The sequence below is a fragment of the Bacillus alveayuensis genome, from assembly GCA_030812955.1.
Taxonomy (GTDB): domain Bacteria; phylum Bacillota; class Bacilli; order Bacillales; family Aeribacillaceae; genus Bacillus_CB; species Bacillus_CB alveayuensis.
In genome coordinates, this window is the sequence record JAUSTR010000024.1 from 1 (window position 1) to 16,712 (window position 16,712).

17 protein-coding genes are annotated in these 16,712 nt (G+C 37.0%); 13 read left to right on the forward strand and 4 right to left on the reverse strand.

Annotated features, from left to right (window positions below; translation table 11 throughout):
• The first annotated feature begins 199 nt into the window (after nt 1–199).
• From J2S06_RS14350 to J2S06_RS14370, 5 genes are all read left to right on the forward strand, one after another.
• A complete protein-coding gene (locus tag J2S06_RS14350; RefSeq protein ID WP_419152735.1) occupies nt 200–1,240 on the forward strand; it encodes a phosphotransferase family protein in 1,041 nt (346 codons plus the stop codon).
• Between the two features lie 109 nt (nt 1,241–1,349).
• Nucleotides 1,350–2,531 (forward strand): thiolase family protein, encoded by a 1,182-nt coding sequence (locus J2S06_RS14355; RefSeq protein WP_419152736.1) that lies wholly within the window; start codon nt 1,350–1,352, stop codon nt 2,529–2,531.
• The gene (locus tag J2S06_RS14360; RefSeq protein ID WP_419152737.1) at nt 2,524–3,420 is read left to right on the forward strand and encodes an NAD(P)H-dependent flavin oxidoreductase; all 897 of its coding nucleotides are present in this window, start codon (nt 2,524–2,526) and stop codon (nt 3,418–3,420) included. Before J2S06_RS14355 ends, J2S06_RS14360 begins: the two co-directional genes overlap by 8 nt.
• 435 nt (nt 3,421–3,855) lie before the next feature.
• Nucleotides 3,856–4,413: a tyrosine-type recombinase/integrase gene (locus J2S06_RS14365; protein ID WP_419152738.1), complete on the forward strand. Its 558-nt coding sequence runs from the start codon at nt 3,856–3,858 to the stop codon at nt 4,411–4,413.
• 17 nt (nt 4,414–4,430) lie between these two features.
• Nucleotides 4,431–5,975, forward strand: coding sequence for a potassium/proton antiporter (locus J2S06_RS14370; protein WP_419152739.1), 1,545 nt, complete (start codon nt 4,431–4,433; stop codon nt 5,973–5,975).
• 72 nt (nt 5,976–6,047) lie between these two features.
• Here J2S06_RS14370 and fbpA read toward each other — a convergent pair whose 3' ends face one another.
• From fbpA to J2S06_RS14385, 3 genes are all read right to left on the reverse strand, one after another.
• Nucleotides 6,048–6,212: a Fur-regulated basic protein FbpA gene (fbpA, locus tag J2S06_RS14375; protein WP_083979364.1), complete on the reverse strand. Its 165-nt coding sequence runs from the start codon at nt 6,210–6,212 to the stop codon at nt 6,048–6,050.
• 88 nt (nt 6,213–6,300) lie between these two features.
• Nucleotides 6,301–6,996 (reverse strand): LrgB family protein, encoded by a 696-nt coding sequence (locus tag J2S06_RS14380; protein WP_419152740.1) that lies wholly within the window; start codon nt 6,994–6,996, stop codon nt 6,301–6,303.
• Nucleotides 6,990–7,355, reverse strand: coding sequence for a CidA/LrgA family protein (locus tag J2S06_RS14385; RefSeq protein WP_419152758.1), 366 nt, complete (start codon nt 7,353–7,355; stop codon nt 6,990–6,992). The genes J2S06_RS14380 and J2S06_RS14385 overlap by 7 nt, the downstream gene beginning before the upstream one ends.
• A 214-nt stretch (nt 7,356–7,569) precedes the next feature.
• Between J2S06_RS14385 and J2S06_RS14390 the strand changes: the two genes are divergently transcribed.
• The 8 genes from J2S06_RS14390 to J2S06_RS14425 all read left to right on the forward strand — a co-directional run bounded on the left by J2S06_RS14390 (nt 7,570) and on the right by J2S06_RS14425 (nt 15,437).
• Nucleotides 7,570–7,896, forward strand: coding sequence for a MerR family transcriptional regulator (locus tag J2S06_RS14390; protein ID WP_044895705.1), 327 nt, complete (start codon nt 7,570–7,572; stop codon nt 7,894–7,896).
• 713 nt (nt 7,897–8,609) lie between these two features.
• The gene (locus J2S06_RS14395) at nt 8,610–9,719 is read left to right on the forward strand and encodes an ABC transporter substrate-binding protein (RefSeq protein ID WP_419152741.1); all 1,110 of its coding nucleotides are present in this window, start codon (nt 8,610–8,612) and stop codon (nt 9,717–9,719) included.
• Entirely contained in the window at nt 9,709–10,545 is an 837-nt protein-coding gene (locus J2S06_RS14400) for an alkaline phosphatase family protein (protein WP_419152742.1), read from the forward strand. Before J2S06_RS14395 ends, J2S06_RS14400 begins: the two co-directional genes overlap by 11 nt.
• Nucleotides 10,546–10,862: 317 nt before the next feature.
• Nucleotides 10,863–11,714: an ABC transporter permease gene (locus J2S06_RS14405; RefSeq protein ID WP_419152743.1), complete on the forward strand. Its 852-nt coding sequence runs from the start codon at nt 10,863–10,865 to the stop codon at nt 11,712–11,714.
• A 1-nt stretch (nt 11,715) separates the two neighbouring features.
• Nucleotides 11,716–12,582, forward strand: coding sequence for an ABC transporter permease (locus tag J2S06_RS14410; protein ID WP_419152744.1), 867 nt, complete (start codon nt 11,716–11,718; stop codon nt 12,580–12,582).
• Nucleotides 12,579–13,592 (forward strand): ABC transporter ATP-binding protein, encoded by a 1,014-nt coding sequence (locus J2S06_RS14415; protein WP_419152745.1) that lies wholly within the window; start codon nt 12,579–12,581, stop codon nt 13,590–13,592. Before J2S06_RS14410 ends, J2S06_RS14415 begins: the two co-directional genes overlap by 4 nt.
• 15 nt (nt 13,593–13,607) lie before the next feature.
• Entirely contained in the window at nt 13,608–14,396 is a 789-nt protein-coding gene (locus tag J2S06_RS14420) for a DeoR/GlpR family DNA-binding transcription regulator (protein WP_419152746.1), read from the forward strand.
• A gap of 42 nt (nt 14,397–14,438) precedes the next feature.
• Nucleotides 14,439–15,437: a histidinol phosphate phosphatase domain-containing protein gene (locus J2S06_RS14425; protein WP_419152747.1), complete on the forward strand. Its 999-nt coding sequence runs from the start codon at nt 14,439–14,441 to the stop codon at nt 15,435–15,437.
• 494 nt (nt 15,438–15,931) lie between these two features.
• Here J2S06_RS14425 and J2S06_RS14430 read toward each other — a convergent pair whose 3' ends face one another.
• Nucleotides 15,932–16,237, reverse strand: coding sequence for a hypothetical protein (locus J2S06_RS14430; protein ID WP_083979367.1), 306 nt, complete (start codon nt 16,235–16,237; stop codon nt 15,932–15,934).
• Nucleotides 16,238–16,712 lie beyond the last annotated feature (475 nt).

Sequence of the window (16,712 nt, forward strand, 5' to 3'; positions counted from 1 at the left end):
CAACAAGCTGCATGATTTCTGTTTTTAAAAATACAATTAAGAAATTCTGTAGGTTTTTGTATTTTTAAAAAGAGCAATTATGAAATTGGCTCAATTATGAAAATAAGGATATTGTTAAAGGCTCAAGGTTTTTTATGTAAAAACGAAAATCTGTGTTTAAAGGTAAATAATAAGTATGAAAGGAGGAATAGCTGTTCTTATGGGGAATTTTCCAGATTATGAGTATATCCGTTGGGATCGATTAGAAAGTTTTTTAAGGAAATCAATTCCATCCATACCGGATGAGGAAATGCAAATAAAAAAATTTTCTGAAGGGTATTCAAACCTTACTTATTTAATCACGATTGGCAGCTGGGAGGGGGTTTTAAGGAGGCCGCCGTTTGGTGAAATCCCACCTCGTGCTCATGATATGTATCGTGAATATAAGATATTATCCAAAGTTCATCCTGTCTTTCCTTTAGCTCCAAAACCATATGTTTATAGTGAAGGCCAAGACATTATGGAAAGACATTTTTATATTATGGAAAAAAAAGAAGGAATTGTAGTGGACGAACATATTCCTGATTCACTTGGTAGCTCTGAAGAAGTTGGCCCTATTTTATCAAAAAGTTTAATAAACACCTTAATTCAAATGCAATCTATTGACTATCAAAAAGCTGACCTAACAGATATCGGAAAGCCGGATAGATATTTAGAAAGACAAGTCAATGGCTGGATTAATCGATATGAACGATCAAAGACAGAGGAAATTCCACATGTTAAAGAACTGGAGAAATGGTTTCTAAAAAATATGCCACATTCAACGGAATCAACCATTGTTCATAATGATTTTAAATTGAATAATCTCGTTTTAGACGAGCATAATCCAGGGGTTGTAAATGGAGTTTTGGATTGGGAGTTGTCTACGATTGGAGATCCTCTGACCGACGTGGGTTCTACTGTTGCCTACTGGGGGCAATCAGAGGATCCTGACCTAGGTATTCATATTGTTACAAATCAGCCAGGTTTCTATAGCCGTAGAGAATTTGTCGAAGAATATGCTAAACAAAGTAAAAGAGATGTCTCAAATATTAAGTATTATGTATCATTTGGATTTTATAAGCTTGCTGTAATTTTACAGCAAATTTATCATCGTTGGGTAAAAGGTGAAGTAAGAGATGATCGATTCAAAAATTTAAATGTAGCAGTAGCAAACTTAATGGAAATGGCTCAGTTAACAAAGTCTAATCGTATTTTATGAGAATGAAGCAGACAGTTATGAGGGTCATGATGATTTATACCTCCTTTGTGAAGGAAAGGAGAGTATTTGAATCATAGATTTTTAATAAAGGACGAAAGGAAGTGTTTCAATGAATCATGTTTACTTGATTGATGGTGCAAGAACAGCATTCACTGCATTTGGAGGTTCATTTACTAAAATAAATGCCACACTTCTAGGAACCGCTACAGCAAAGGAAGCAATGAAAAGGTCGAAAGTAGATCCTGAACAAATCGATCATGTGATATATGGAAATGTAATTCATACTCAAAAAAGTTCAGCTTATCTGTCCCGGCATATTGGTTTATATAGCGGCATACCAAAAGATGTTCCCGCACTTACTTTAAATCGGTTATGCGGTTCAGGCCTTCAAGCTATTGTATCAGCTGCACAGCTTATTTTATTACAGGAGGCAGATGTTGTGCTTGCGGGTGGTGTAGAGAATATGTCTCAATCACCTTATTCCAATTTTGAACAACGCTTTGGTGGTCCTAAAATGGGTAACTTACATTTTGAAGATATGCTTCAAGCTACATTAACTGATCAGTATACTGGTCACGGGATGGGAATGACAGCCGAAAACCTTGCTGAAAAATATAAGATTACAAGAGAAGAACAAGATGAATTTTCAATCGAGTCCCATCAGCGTGCAGCAAAAGCAGTGGAAGATGGAATATTTAAAGAAGAAATTGTTTCAGTCGAAGTTAAAACAAAAAAAGGCATGATAAACATTGATCAAGATGAACATATTAAACCGAATACAAACATGGAGGCTTTAAGCAAGCTACAGCCGGTATTCAAAAAAGATGGAACTGTTACAGCTGGTAATTCTTCAGGTATTAATGACGGTGCAGCGAGTGTAATTGTTGCTAGTGAAAAGACGGTTAATAAAAATAGATTAAAGCCTTTAGCTAGGATCGTATCATGGGCTGTTGCCGGTGTAGACCCAAACATTATGGGTATTGGACCAGTTCCAGCTATACAAAAAGCATTGAATTTAGCAAACCTCACATTAAAAGATATAGATTTAGTGGAGGTAAATGAGGCTTTTGCTGCCCAATATTTAGCTGTTGAAAAAGAGCTAGGTTTAGATCGCGAAAAGACAAATGTTCATGGTGGTGCCATAGCACTTGGTCACCCTGTTGGGGCTAGTGGTACTAGAATATTGTTATCGGCTGCCTATGAATTGAGACGTAGGGACGGACAATATGCTGTTGTAAGCCTATGTATTGGAGGAGGACAAGGGATTGCGATGGTGATCAAAAATGTCTAGATTGCCACTAATTATTGCACCGATGTTTTTGGTATCGACACCGCAACTAGTAATAGAAGCTGGAAGAGCAGGTGTTATTGGAACATTTCCGCTTTTAAATGCGAGACCCGTCGAAAAGTGTGAATTGTGGTTGAGAAAAGTAAAAAAAGAGCTGGGAGATATGCCATGGGGAGTCAATTTTATTTGTCATAGAAAATCAAATATACGGTATAACGACGATCTAGCTCTTATTAAACAATATAAACCTCCGATTGTTATTACTTCTTTAGGTCACCCTGGGCCAGTTATTGACATTGTGCATGATTATGGAGGGAAAGTCTATTCAGATGTAGCTACATTAAAACATGCAAAAAAAGCAGCTGAATCAGGAGTTGACGGACTGATCTTAGTTTGCGCCGGAGCGGGGGGGCACGGAGGAACCATAAATCCATTTGCTTTTATTGGAGCTGTAAAACAATTTTACAATGGAACCATAATATTGGCTGGTGGTATTTCAACTGGCAGGGACATTGCGGCTGCCAAGATGATGGGGGCAGATTATGCCTATATGGGAACAAGGTTTCTTGCTGCGAAAGAAAGTAATGCAAAGGAAGAATATAAGCAAATGGTCATAGATGCAGCAGTGGATGATATCATATATACCAATGCCTTTAGCGGTGTCTATGCCAATATATTAGTACCCAGCCTCCTAAAAGAGGGGATTGACCCGGACACTTTAAAAACAAGGGAAGATGTAGATCTTACTCACTTAGTCAATGTCAAGGCATGGAGGGATATCTGGTCGGCTGGACACGGTGTATCAATTGTGAAAAAACAAGAAACTACTAGAGAAATCGTTGAAAAGCTGATTCAGGAGTATGAGGAAGCAGTGGCCAACTTAATAAGATAAGGCACTCAATTATAAATTTATCCACATATTATTCATCTTTACTCTCTTAAGAATGGTGAGCTGCTATATATGTGTGGTTCACCATTTTGACTGTTATGCTCTTGGTCATATTTTTACGAACAATGCGACATGTTATTAGTTAGCCACTGAAGAAAAGGTCTAGCACGTTAGAACCTAACACAAGTATTTTTTGGGGTTTTTATCTTACCTATGAGGGATTTATAATACTACTCAGCCGAGTGTGTATCCATATTTAGTGGTTGTAGCTAAAGAATTATGGATTCTTCCATGTCAGCAAGGATTCCATCATTAGCAATAATTTTTATTACCAATATCAATCATTTTTCTAGATTGATTTTCTTCGTCAAACATATACTTTTTAATGTAACATAACCTTATGATATAATAGGGTTATGTTACATTGAGGAGGATATTATGAAAACGGTTGAGGCAATTAAAGATGAACGGCAGCTTGCTTTAATGAAAAGATATTTGAGATCTCGTTCAGCTCGTGATTATTGTTTATTTTTGCTAGGAATTAATACAGGGATTCGTATTCATGATTTGCTGCATTTACAAGTGAAAGATGTTATGACTGAGTCAGGCGAAATTCTCCACTACCTTCAATCCTCTGACTATACAGACCCTCCAGTTTATTTTAACGATCATGTTCGTGACTCTTTACGATCTTGTATTCAAGAAAGCTTACTCTGCTTTAATGATTTCCTTTTTAAGTCGAAAAAGACGAATGAACCGATTACTCGTCAGCAAGCTTATCGAATTGTTAATGAAGCAGCAAGACAGGCAGGCATTAACGGTTCAATCGGCACCCACACGCTTCGAAAAACATTCGGTTATCATGCGTATTTGAAAGGAGTTGCGATTTCACTGATTCAAAAAAGACTACAGCACTCCACTTCTACTGAAACACGACAATATATAGGAGTAATAGATCAAAAGTCAGTTCCTATCAAGCTTGACGTAAATTTATAGAAAGTGAGTTGATTGATATGCTTGCTAATATTTTTAATACTGACACATTTATTTTACTTACAGCTATCTTATTTATTGTAGGTGTTTTAATTACAAAATTTTCTGCTCGCTTTGGGGTACCGTCGCTCGTATTTTTTATGATGGTTGGAATGATTATGGGAAGTGACGTATTAAATATCATTCATATTGACTTTGATAACACTGAAACAGTACAAATGATTGGTGTGTTTGCTCTTATTATCATTTTATTTGAAGGGGGGCTTCAAACAAATTGGGAGAGGCTTCGTCCTGTTATTATTCCTTCTCTTTCCCTCGCCACAATGGGTGTTTTGTTAACATCTGGAATCGTTGCAGTTGCCGCAAAGCTTATTCTTGATATTGGCTGGCTGGAAGCGATGCTTTTTGGTGCCATTGTTGGTTCAACAGATGCTGCAGCAGTGTTTGCGGTGCTCAAGGGGCAAAATATTAAGCCGCGAATCGGTGCAACATTAGAAGCAGAATCTGGTACGAATGACCCGATGGCTGTCTTTTTAACAATTGCCATGATTGAATTAATCACGATTCCAGATGTAAATGTTTTGAATATGGTTGGTTCTTTCTTTCTGCAAATGGGTCTTGGACTTATATTAGGTTTAATCTTTGGAAAATTAGCAGTTTTAGCTTTAAACCGTATTAATCTTGATTCAGGCGGTCTTTATCCCGTTTTTGCTACAGCTTTTGCTTTACTCACATACGGTATAACAGCTTCTATGAATGGAAGTGGACTTCTTGCCGTATATGTAGCATCTATTATTATTGGAAATACGGAAATTGCGTACCGCCATTCGATCTTTCGATTTTCAGAGGGATTTGCATGGATGATGCAAATTTTAATGTTTGTGATTTTGGGATTATTAGTTTTCCCATCCGATCTTTTTACATGGGACATTTTCTTCAAAGGAATATTAATCTCATTAGTTCTTATGCTCATTGCTAGACCAATAGCTGTATACTTATCTACAATGAAAATGAATTATACAAATAAAGAATTACTATTTCTCTCATGGGCAGGGTTAAAAGGTGCTGTACCGATTGTTCTTGCTACATTCCCTTTACTGGCAAATATTGAAGGCAGTCAACAAATATTTAATCTTGTTTTTTTCATCGTGCTGACAAGCTGCTTAATTCAAGGTTCAACGATTACAATTTTAGCTGAAAAACTGGGATTAACTGGTCCTGAGAAGACAATTCCTATGCATTCCCTTGAACTTATTTCCCTTGGAAAAGCTGATGTAGAGATGATTGAGTATGAGATGGAGAGCGGCGCGGCAATTGTTGGGAAAAGATTAATCGATATTCCATTTCCAGAAGGTTCATTAGTCAATGCCATTATTCGTAATGATAAGCTCATTACACCTACTGGAAACACAGTCATCAATCCAGGTGATTTTTTATACATTCTTACTTCAAGAAAGAACAAACATCAATTAAAGCAGCTACTACAAGAAAAAAATAATTTATCAGATGAACTAAGCAGGCATGAATTCAGTCACAAGCAGAAAAAAGAACGAACAAGTAGTTAAGTTCGTTCTTTCTTACTGAGAAAAATAGATATGAAGTGATGAGATTGAATACATTATCGTTGAGAATAAAGATCACTTGCTGATTTTGTGTGATTGATAGGATTGATATATTTTTTCCAACTCACTTAATGTTAGTTGGTGTAAAAGGCTTGATTCTTTGTAAATTCCTGCTTCTAAAAGTCTTTTCGCATAAAATTGTTTTTTCTTTTCAATGGCTTCTCTAAGGAATTTGGACATCCGTTTACTCCTTTCTATTGAAATTTTGAGTATGGAAAGTTGATAAATATTACATTTTTAAAACGTTGCGACAGATCCTTTCTTCGCCTCACCAAACCATCATCGATAGGATTGGGATGAAAAAAGATATAAGGGCTGCAGACATTGTCATTCCTACACTGCCTATCGCTCCAGCCTCTTCTCCCCACTGAAATGATTTTCCTACGCCGAGTGCTTGTGCGTTTGCTCCCATGGCCAACCCTTTCGCTAGTTTACTTTTGATATTGAGCCATTCTAAACATCTAGGCCCAAATATGAGGGAAATAAGAGCTGAGGTTAATACAAATAAAATCGTTAACGAAGGGATCCCTCCAAGTGTCTCTGTAACAGATAAAGCAACTGGTAAGGTAACGGACTTAGGGATCAGTGATGCGATGATTTCTGTCTTAAGCTCTAAAGCTTTAGCAGACAACCAAACAAAAGCTATTCCAAGAAAGCTTCCAAACGTGATACTTACAAATATTTTTTGGAAATGTTTTTTGAGGAATGGCCACTGAGTGTACAGCGGCACAGCCATTGATACGACTGCTGTTCCTTGTAGAAGTGAGAATAGACTAGTACCACTGGAATACATCTCAAAATCTACATGTAGGAAAAACAATAGAAGAACGAGAAGAGTGGTTGATGAATATAAAGGGTTTAGCCATGGCTTGTTATATTTTTTAAATAGTTTTAAAGAAAGAAGATAGACGATCCAAGTAATGAACACACTGAACATTGTATGACCCACATAAGACATTAACATTCATCTTCCCCCTTTTTAAACTTTTCAAATAATTGGGCTATATACCCAGTTCCTAAAAGACCTAGCAAACTACTGATGATTAAAACGGCAATAAGTTTCCAACTTTGGCCTTGAAGTATTTTTAGTTTAAATACAATTTCAACAATTTGTGGAATAAACAAAAAAATCATATGTTTAAAATGGAGATCAGCTGCAGGAAAAACCCAATCAATCTTTACAAGTCCGGTATTAAGGGCAATGAGAAGTAAAACCATACCTATAATACTTCCTGGAAACGGAATGTGAAAAAATTTAACAATCTCATTTCCGATGATAAGCGCAGTTAGAATGATGAAAAATTGGAATATTAACCGTAACAGTGGGCAATCCCCTCCCGTGTGTAATCATTATGAAGTTCTCTACAATGATTATTTTATAAAAAACAAATGAAAAAATATCAGAATATGTAAATAAATATTACATAAATTTTTGGATTAATAAGATTTATAATGTTAGAAATTCTTACAAAAATATAGCAAAACAGAATAGATTAACATATATTAAAAATAAGAAATAATAAAGGAGTAGATTCTCATGTCTGCCAAATACGACAATTATAAAGATAAAAAAGTTATTTCAATTGGTACTATGAGTGAAATTACAGGATTATCGGAACGGCAAATCCGTTATTATGAGGAGCGGAAATTGATTTTCCCGCATCGTACAAAAAAAGGAACAAGGAAATACTCTTTCAATGATGTGGAACGATTGATGGAAATTGCTGAAAAGATTGAAGAAGGAGTTCAGACGTTTGAAATTAGAAAAGAGATGTTAAAAAAAGATAAAGAGATCCGTGACAACATGATTCGCGGTCAATTAAATGCAAGATTTGGTATTCCAAAATCACCGTACGATAAGTGATGTTCGTCAAATACTAACCGAAACTGAATGACCTTCCTCCGATCGAATATCGAAGAAAGGTTAAGTATGCTTTTTTATTGATTTTTACTTGACGGGGGAAGATCCCTTTCGGCTTGTGGCTATTATTGTTTCTTCGTTTATTATAAATGTTCCTCTAATCTTTCCTCCATAATTAATAGATAATCTCCCACTATATTGATTGTATTCAGTTGCTGTGTATAGGCCAAGGATATACCTCATTTTCATATTTTATTAAAATATGAAATTCGGGGACACCCTTTCTTTTATGAAAGGCTGTTTTCGTAAACTTTGTTGCTTTTCGACTGTCCATGAACCGAACAAGCACGTGGTCGGTCAAATTACATTTGTCCGACCATCGCCTTTTTGTTCGGTTCACGTCACACTAAAGTGTGACATAGCAAGCATGTCGCTTGCCTAGACAGTCGAAAAGCTATAGTTGTAAAGCAACAATCTTTTAGAATAGGGCCTTATGAAAAGAAAATGTTTCTTCAATTGCATTCTTTAACTGCTTCCGTGAATAGTCCGTTTCTTCTGTTCTACATTGAATCGATATTGATGATGAAATAGATTTTACGATTCGTTTACAATTTCTTAAAGTTGGATTTATATGTGGTTTACATTGGACTTTTATACTTAAGTCGTAAACAATCAACAAAAACCGAAAACAAATCACATTAAAAGGAGTATGGGAAATGAGATACTGGAATGGAAATGTGAGAAGGTTTATCGCTGCGTTTGTTTTAGGTGTTAGTGTATTAGGTTTGGGTGCATGTAGCGAGCAAAATGACACGGCTTCAACAGAAGAGATCGATGCAAATTCTCTCAAACTGGATGACATTATCGAAAAAGCAAAACAAGAAGGAGAAGTCAATAGTGTAGGGATGCCTGACACTTGGGCAAACTGGGGAGAAACTTGGAAGGAAATTTCAGAAGAATACGGGTTAAGCCACACAGATACAGATATGTCTAGTGCAGAAGAGATTGCTAAATTTGAAGCGGAAAAAGAAAATGCGACGGCAGACATTGGGGATGTTGGGATTTCATTCGGCCCAGTAGCAGAAGAAAAAGGATTAACCATTCCATATAAAACACAATACTGGGATGAGATTCCGGAATGGGCAAAAGATGATAATGGTGATTGGATTGTAGGATATCAAGGAACCATTGCCTTTTTAACAAATAAAGAGCTTGTGAAAAACCCACCGAAATCATGGGAAGATCTTTTAAATGGAGATTATAAAGTAACAATCGGTGATGTTCAGCGTGCAACTCAAGCACAAATGGCAGTATTAGCAGCAGCAATGGGACATGGTGGAGATGAGACGAACATTCAACCAGGCATCGATTACTTTGCACAAATTGCAAAACAAGGTCGTCTAAGCTTAACAGATCCGTCTGTTGCGATGATTGAAAAAGGTGAAGTAGAAGTAGCGATTTTATGGGATTTTAATGCATTAGGTTATGCGGATGAAATTAATCGTGAACAATTTGAGGTTACTATTCCAGAAGAAGGATCTGTTGTAAGTGGTTACGCAACGATTATTAATAAATATGCAAAACATCCACATGCTGCTATGTTAACGAGAGATTTTATTTTAAGCGATGAAGGACAAATTAACTTAGCAAAAGGATATGCTCGTCCGATTCGTGATGTAGAATTACCTGAAGAGGTAGCAGCAAAAATGGTGCCAAAAGAACAATATAAAAATGCGAAGCCAGTAGGGGACTATAAAGTGTGGGAAGAGACTGCTGCACAATTACCACAAAAATGGCAAGAAGAGGTGCTCGTACATGTCAAATAAAGTCATAGCTGTTGTGATAGACGGTTTACGCTATGACAAAGCTTCCGAAGCTCTTGGATATATCCAACATCTTGTTGAAGCAAATCAGGCGGCTTTCTATAAAGTGAAGTCAGAATTACCAAGCTTATCTCGCCCCTTATATGAAGTGCTATTAACGGGTACAAAAGCATCTGAAAATGGAATTACAGCAAATCAAATCGTGCGTTTATCAAAAGAAAAAAGCTTGTTCCATCTAACGAAAGAAAATGGGTTGAGAAATGCAGCTGCCGCTTATTATTGGGTAAGTGAGTTATATAATCGCGCTCCCTTTGATTTCATAGAAGATCGCCTGCAAATAGATGAGTCGAAACCGATTCAATACGGTTCTTTCTACTGGGAAGATGATTATCCAGACTCCCACTTATTGGCTGATGCAGAAAGCTTAAGAAGAAAATATAATCCTGACTTTTTATACATTCATCCAATGGGAGCCGATTTAAAAGGTGAACAATTTGGTTCAGAGTCTAAAGAATATCGAGAGCAAGTTTTGAGGATTGGTCAATTGTTAGCCCAGCTTGTTCCGATTTGGATGAAAGAAGGATATCACATTGTCATTACATCTGACCATGGTATGAGCGAAAGCGGTAATCATGGTGGAACAACTCAAGGGGAACGTGAAGTGCCTTTATTTATCATTAGTTCAGAGGTTGAACCGGGTGTTTATGAGGAAGAAGTACCGCAATTAGCAATTGCACCGTTAGTGTGTCAATTATTAGAGATTGAACCATCTGAAAAAATGATCCCTTATACGTTGCCAGGATTAAAAAAAGAGAAGGTGATCCATTAACGAGGAGAACCTTAAAAAGAAAAAATTCCCTCAATTTTTATCATAAAATAAATCGTAGTTTGTAGATAAAGTCTACATAGAACAAATTTTCAGGCTGAATGAAAACTCATGTCCCGAGGCATGAGCCCGATGAGTAGCGGATTTACCAAGTACGGTAATGAAGTGCGATACGGGCAAAGTGACAAAGAATGCAAGCGTTTGTGGGCAGTCTGAATCGATCTAGCGATAAGCTAGGTCGATTCTACCATTTTAATAGATCATAATCCTTTGGTAATCGTGAAAAGTTTTTAAAATGCTTAAAAGGAGCGGAAACGCCATTGAAAAAATCTAAAAAGCAGCAAGTGATGTTCATTGGTATGTTCATACCGTTTATTTTGCTCGTTATCGGCTTTGAGCTAGGACCGTTATTGGCAATGGTGCGAAATAGTTTTATGGCCGATGATGGGGTGACCCCATCCATCATTCAGTTCAAAACGGTTTTTCAAAATGCTTATTACTTGCAGGCGATCAAAAATAGTGTTGTCATTTCGTTCATTTCAGCCATTACATCAATCGTCTTAGCGACTATATGCGCATATTCGATTACACGTTTTTCAACGAAGGTTCAAGATCGTATGATGATGATTGCCAATATGACATCAAATTTTGAAGGAATTCCACTTTCCTTTTCCTATATTATTTTACTCGGAAGCAACGGGTTATTTACGATTCTTTTCTCTAAACTTGGGTTAGATGTGTTTGCACAATTTAATCTTTATTCATGGACGGGTTTAATTCTCGTCTATGTGTACTTTCAAATTCCTTTAGCCATCATGCTTATTTATCCAGCGTATTACGGAATTGAGCAGCAATGGAAAGAGGCAGCAGCCTTGTTGGGTGCGACAAATGCTCGGTTTTGGTTCCATATCGGGATTCCATATTTGTTGCCAAGTATTGTAGGTACATTTAGCATTTTGTTTGCAAACGCGATGGGAGCTTATGCGACGGCATATGCCCTTGTAGGCAGCAATTACAATTTATTATCCTTACAAATCGCTTCACTTGTCGCAAGTGATGTAACGCTCAAGCCGCAATTAGGAAGTGCGCTTGGAGTGCTTTTAGCAGCCACAATGCTAGGTGCCATGTGGATCAATGAGCGAATGATGAGACGTGTAAGGAGAGACTTATAACATGAAAACGATGAAGCTATACCACAAGATCATTTTAACATTGTTATCCATTTATTTATTAGTACCACTTGTTGCTACATTGTTATTTTCATTAGCTGGTAAATGGGACCATACTATTTTGCCTGAATATTTCACATGGCAATGGTACGGTGAATTATTGACGGATCAACGATTTTTCCAAGCATTACAAAGATCGTTATTTCTTATTATCATGACAGTGGTGCTAAGTATTGTCGTCATGCTTCCAACCATTTTTATTGTGACGGTGTATTTCAGTAGGTGGGAAAGGCTTCTTCAAGCGATCGCTATGCTGCCATACGGAATTCCACCGATCGTCGGAGCGGTAGGTTTATTAAAGCTTTATTCAGGTGGACCTTTTCAACTATCAGGAACCCCATGGATTTTAGTAGGGGCATACTTTGTGATTACGCTTCCTTTTATGTATCAAGGAATTCGAAATAGTTTACGAACAGTAAATGCGGTCGAATTAGCAAGTGCAGCCGAGCTGCTTGGAGCAACGAAGTTTCAAGCCTTTCGAAAAGTCATCATGCCGAATATTATGCCAGGAATATTAGTGTCCGCTTTATTATCGATTGCACTCATGTTTAGTGAATTTGCATTAGCTAACCTTCTTGTTGGAGGACGCTTTGAAACGGTTCAAATTTACTTATATCAAAAATTAAATAAAAGCGGCCATATCACAAGTGCTATAGTCATTACGTATTATTCCATCATCTTCCTTTTAACATGGGCGATCTTAAAGTTAAGAAATAAACCGAAGCTAAATATGAGGCGATTCAATAAAGAGGTTAAGACGGTTGTAAAATCGGAAAGTAAAAACAGTCTCATAAAGGGTGAACATATATGAGTTATTTAAATATTGATGAAGTTTCAAAAAGTTATCATCAAAATCAAGTATTAAATGATGTTTCCTTATCACTGAAGCAAGGGGAATTTGCAACCCTATTAGGACAAAGTGGATGCGGAAAGAGTACATTACTACGTTCAATAGCAGGACTTGTTGAAATTGATAAAGGGGCGATTACGGTTGATGGAAAAGATATTACAAATGTTGAGCCTCGCAATCGGGAAATCGGGATGGTATTTCAATCTTATGCTCTTTTTCCGAATATGACCGTTTTAGACAATATTGCTTTTGGATTAAAAATGAAGAAGAAAAAGAACATTAAGCATAAAGTGAATCGGATGATTGAGATGATGGACTTATGCGGAAAAGAGGATTCTTATCCACACGAATTGTCAGGGGGACAACAACAACGTGTAGCTTTAGCGAGAAGTCTCGTGTTAGAGCCAAAAGTGTTGCTTTTAGATGAACCGCTCAGTGCATTAGATGCCAAGATTCGCAAAAACTTGCAGCAAGAATTAAAACGAATTCAACGAGAATTTCAAATTACCACCATCTTTGTTACTCATGATCAAGAAGAAGCAATGACGATGTCCGATACGATTTACATTATGAATGAAGGAAATATTGTGCAAAGCGGAACGCCGAGCGATATTTATACATCACCTGCCAACTCATTTGTAGCAAAATTTATCGGAAACTACAATCTATTGTCAATAGAAAAATTTCATCAAATGATCAAAAAGGAAGAATTAGTTGGAAAAGAAGTAGCCATTCGACCAGAAGTCATTGAATTAATAAGTGGTTCGAAGGAGATGCCGAACGATGAGAAGAAATGGACAGCGGACGGAACAATACTGGATGTATCCATGATAGGAAATGTATTACGGTATGAAATAGATGTGAATGGGGTATTGTTGCATGCCGACCATTTGCATCACCGCGACAATATGTTCAAGCAAGGAGATCATGTTAAAGTTGCCATTTCGAAATCGGAATGTGTTGTGTTTTAAAGGAGGAAACGAGCCGTGTATACCATACTGCCAGAGGAGCGAAAAAATGCGATCATTCAAGAATTAGAACGTACAGGGAAAGTGAAGGTGCTTGATTTTGCCGAAAAATTTCAAGTCTCACCTGAAACAATCCGCCGAGATTTAGTTATTTTAGAAGAAAAAGGACTGTTGAAACGTGTGTATGGAGGTGCGGTGAAAAAATCTTACCAAGCAGGAGAACCTCCATTTCTGCATCGTACAACCGTGAACCAAGAAGCAAAAATCAAAATTGGAAAAGCAGCAGCCAACCTCATTGAAGATGGAGATACGGTGATCATTGACGTAGGTACGACGATGCTGGAATTTGCCAAAGCGATCGAGAACAAAGAGGGAATTACCATTATGACCAACTCACTCCCAGTCTGTTCAGTCTTAACAGAAGCATTAAATGTAAAAAAGTTTTCAGGGAACGTTTTGTTATTAGGTGGACAACTGAACCCGAAGCAGCAATCTATTGGTGGAAGGTTAACGGAAAAAATGCTTGAAGAGTTTCATGTAGATAAAGCGTTTATATCAGCAGGTGGTGTATCGATTGATGGTGGTGTCAGTGATTATGATCTTACTGAATCAGCTGTTTCACAAGCGATGATTCAAGCCTCTAAAGAAGTGATTTTACTTGCTGATTATTCCAAAATTGGGGTAGATGCTTTTTGTAAAATTTGCCCTCTTGAAAAAGTAGATGTCCTTGTATGTGATCAACCTCTACCTAAAGGATGGGAAAATAATAAGAAAATTAACGGGATTAATTGGGTGACAGCAACATAACCCCCTTACATAAAAAAGAATAAAGGTAGAAAGGATTTCGTCATGAAAGTAGATTATCATGTGCATCTAGAGGAAGGACCGTACTCATTCAATTGGTGGAAGCGGACGGTCCGAGCCATCGAACAATTTATACCAATCAAGCTTGAACCTCACTCAAAGGAATGGATGTATGAGCAAACGAAAATCATGAACCGAAGAATGGGAGACGGATCTTTTTCTTCATATTGGTTAGATTTTTATTTGCAGCAAGCAAAAAAGCTCGGGTTACAGGAAGTTGGAATTGTTGATCATCTTTATCGGTTTAAAGAAATGAAACCTTATTATGAAAAATATATGCACTTAGAAAATGATGAACTTGGGTTGCTGCAAGAAAAATGGCTGAGCCAAGTTTCGACGGAATCAATGGCAACATTTATTTCTTTCATTGAAAGGGAGAAAGGGAAATGGGAAAAAGAAGGGGTTCGGCTCAAATTAGGCATTGAGGCAGACTTTTTCCCAGGGTGTGAAGAGGAGCTTTCCAATATTTTAGCTCCCTATCATTGGGATTATGTCATTGGCTCCGTCCACTTCTACAACGGTTGGGGTTTTGATAATCCTGACACGAAGGATTATTTTAACAAATATGATTTGCGAGCTCTTTATTACAGGCATTTCCAAGTGGTCGAAGAAGCGATCTCTTCAAAACTATTTGATATTGTAGCTCATTTGGATAATTTAAAAGTTTTTGGATTCCGGCCAAATGAAAATGATCTTCGTGTGTACTATCAAAAAATCGCAAAAGCCTTAAAAGAGCATGATGTTGCAACAGAAGTCAATACGGGTCTAGCTTATCGTTACCCAATTCAAGAGATGTGTCCGAGCCCAGACTTTTTAAAGATATTAGCCCAATATGATGTAGATATTACGACTTCATCAGATGCCCATTTCCCAGATGATGTAGGAGCATTTTTAGATGAGGCAAGAGAACGCTTAAAGGAGTCTGGTTTTAAACAAATCGTGACATTTGACCAAAGAATAAAGAAGATAGTCGAATTATGTTAAGTTAGTATCAGATCTTTTTTGGACGACTATGAAGTATTTTTACCTGCTGCATAACAGTCAGCAGGTTTTTTATGAGAAAAAAGTTATAGATTGCCGTCTTATGACGTTGTACATCCACTTTGACATCTTTAACAGATTTTTATGAGGAATTTGACATTTTTAAGAAACTTTGAGAGGATGAAAAAACGTAATGAATAGATGGGAGAGATAAAGTGTTTGGGAAAAACATGCAAATTTTATGAACAGGTGATATTTCCGATGTGCAACCAGCTTTCAGAAAACATAATCAGTCTTTCCCTAATGAGGGTACCCATGTATCATTTTCAGTCAGATCTAATGGTTCAAAGAACGATTTTGCGATTCACTGCCTGATGTAAAGAAGAAAACGGAAAGCTTGTAAGTCATGTATGGCGTCAGGGGAATGGCGACGTTTATTTTTCGAAAAATAGGGTAGGAACACGAGCAATCATAACATGTTATTTGCTTATGAAAAGCTACATTTCTCTAAGCTTTTTTTCGTGCTTTAATGTTTTGATGGAAACAAAATCAAGCGTTTCTTGTGTATCTGTTAAATCAACTCGTATTCCTTCGACTTTTTTCTCTAACCGATTAAAGCGTTCATCCATATTTTGCTGAAGTGTAAAAAACTTATTCTCTAGGCCATCCATTCTCGATTCAAGGTTATCCATTCTTGATTCTAGACTGTCCATTCTCGATTCAAGTCTGTCAAACCTTTTATCGATATGCTCTGAATGTTCTTTCAAGGCTTGTAGGATCGTCTTTAATGTGATATCTTCCAAGAGCTCTAGCCTTCCTTTCTTTTTTTATTACTTTCCTCTTTCATTATAAAAGATTATGTCTATAAAATTAAGCATCATTTTTTGCTGATGTATAAATCTCATATGCCATGAATGTTGTTGTAAAGCAAAAAGAATAAACATTGTCTTTTCCTTTTGTCTATGTTTAAATAGATTAAAAGAAGAATGTTTGCTATTATAATCGGCTTTATTGTTTAATAAACATGTTCGTTTAGCTATATAAATTGAAATTTTGTTTACATCAAATTTTCGTAAATATACCAAATACGGGATGATATGGACTCAACACAAGCTTTTCTGTCTCTCCCCTCGAACAAGAACGCCGGCAGGCAAATGTATTTGCCCGCAAAGCGTTCATTGTTCGAGGAGGGCATGCTAAGGCATGCCCGTCGGCAAGCAAATAGCTTGCGACTGAGGCAGAAAAGCGAGGGATCGAGCGCTGTTCATTGGATCATTA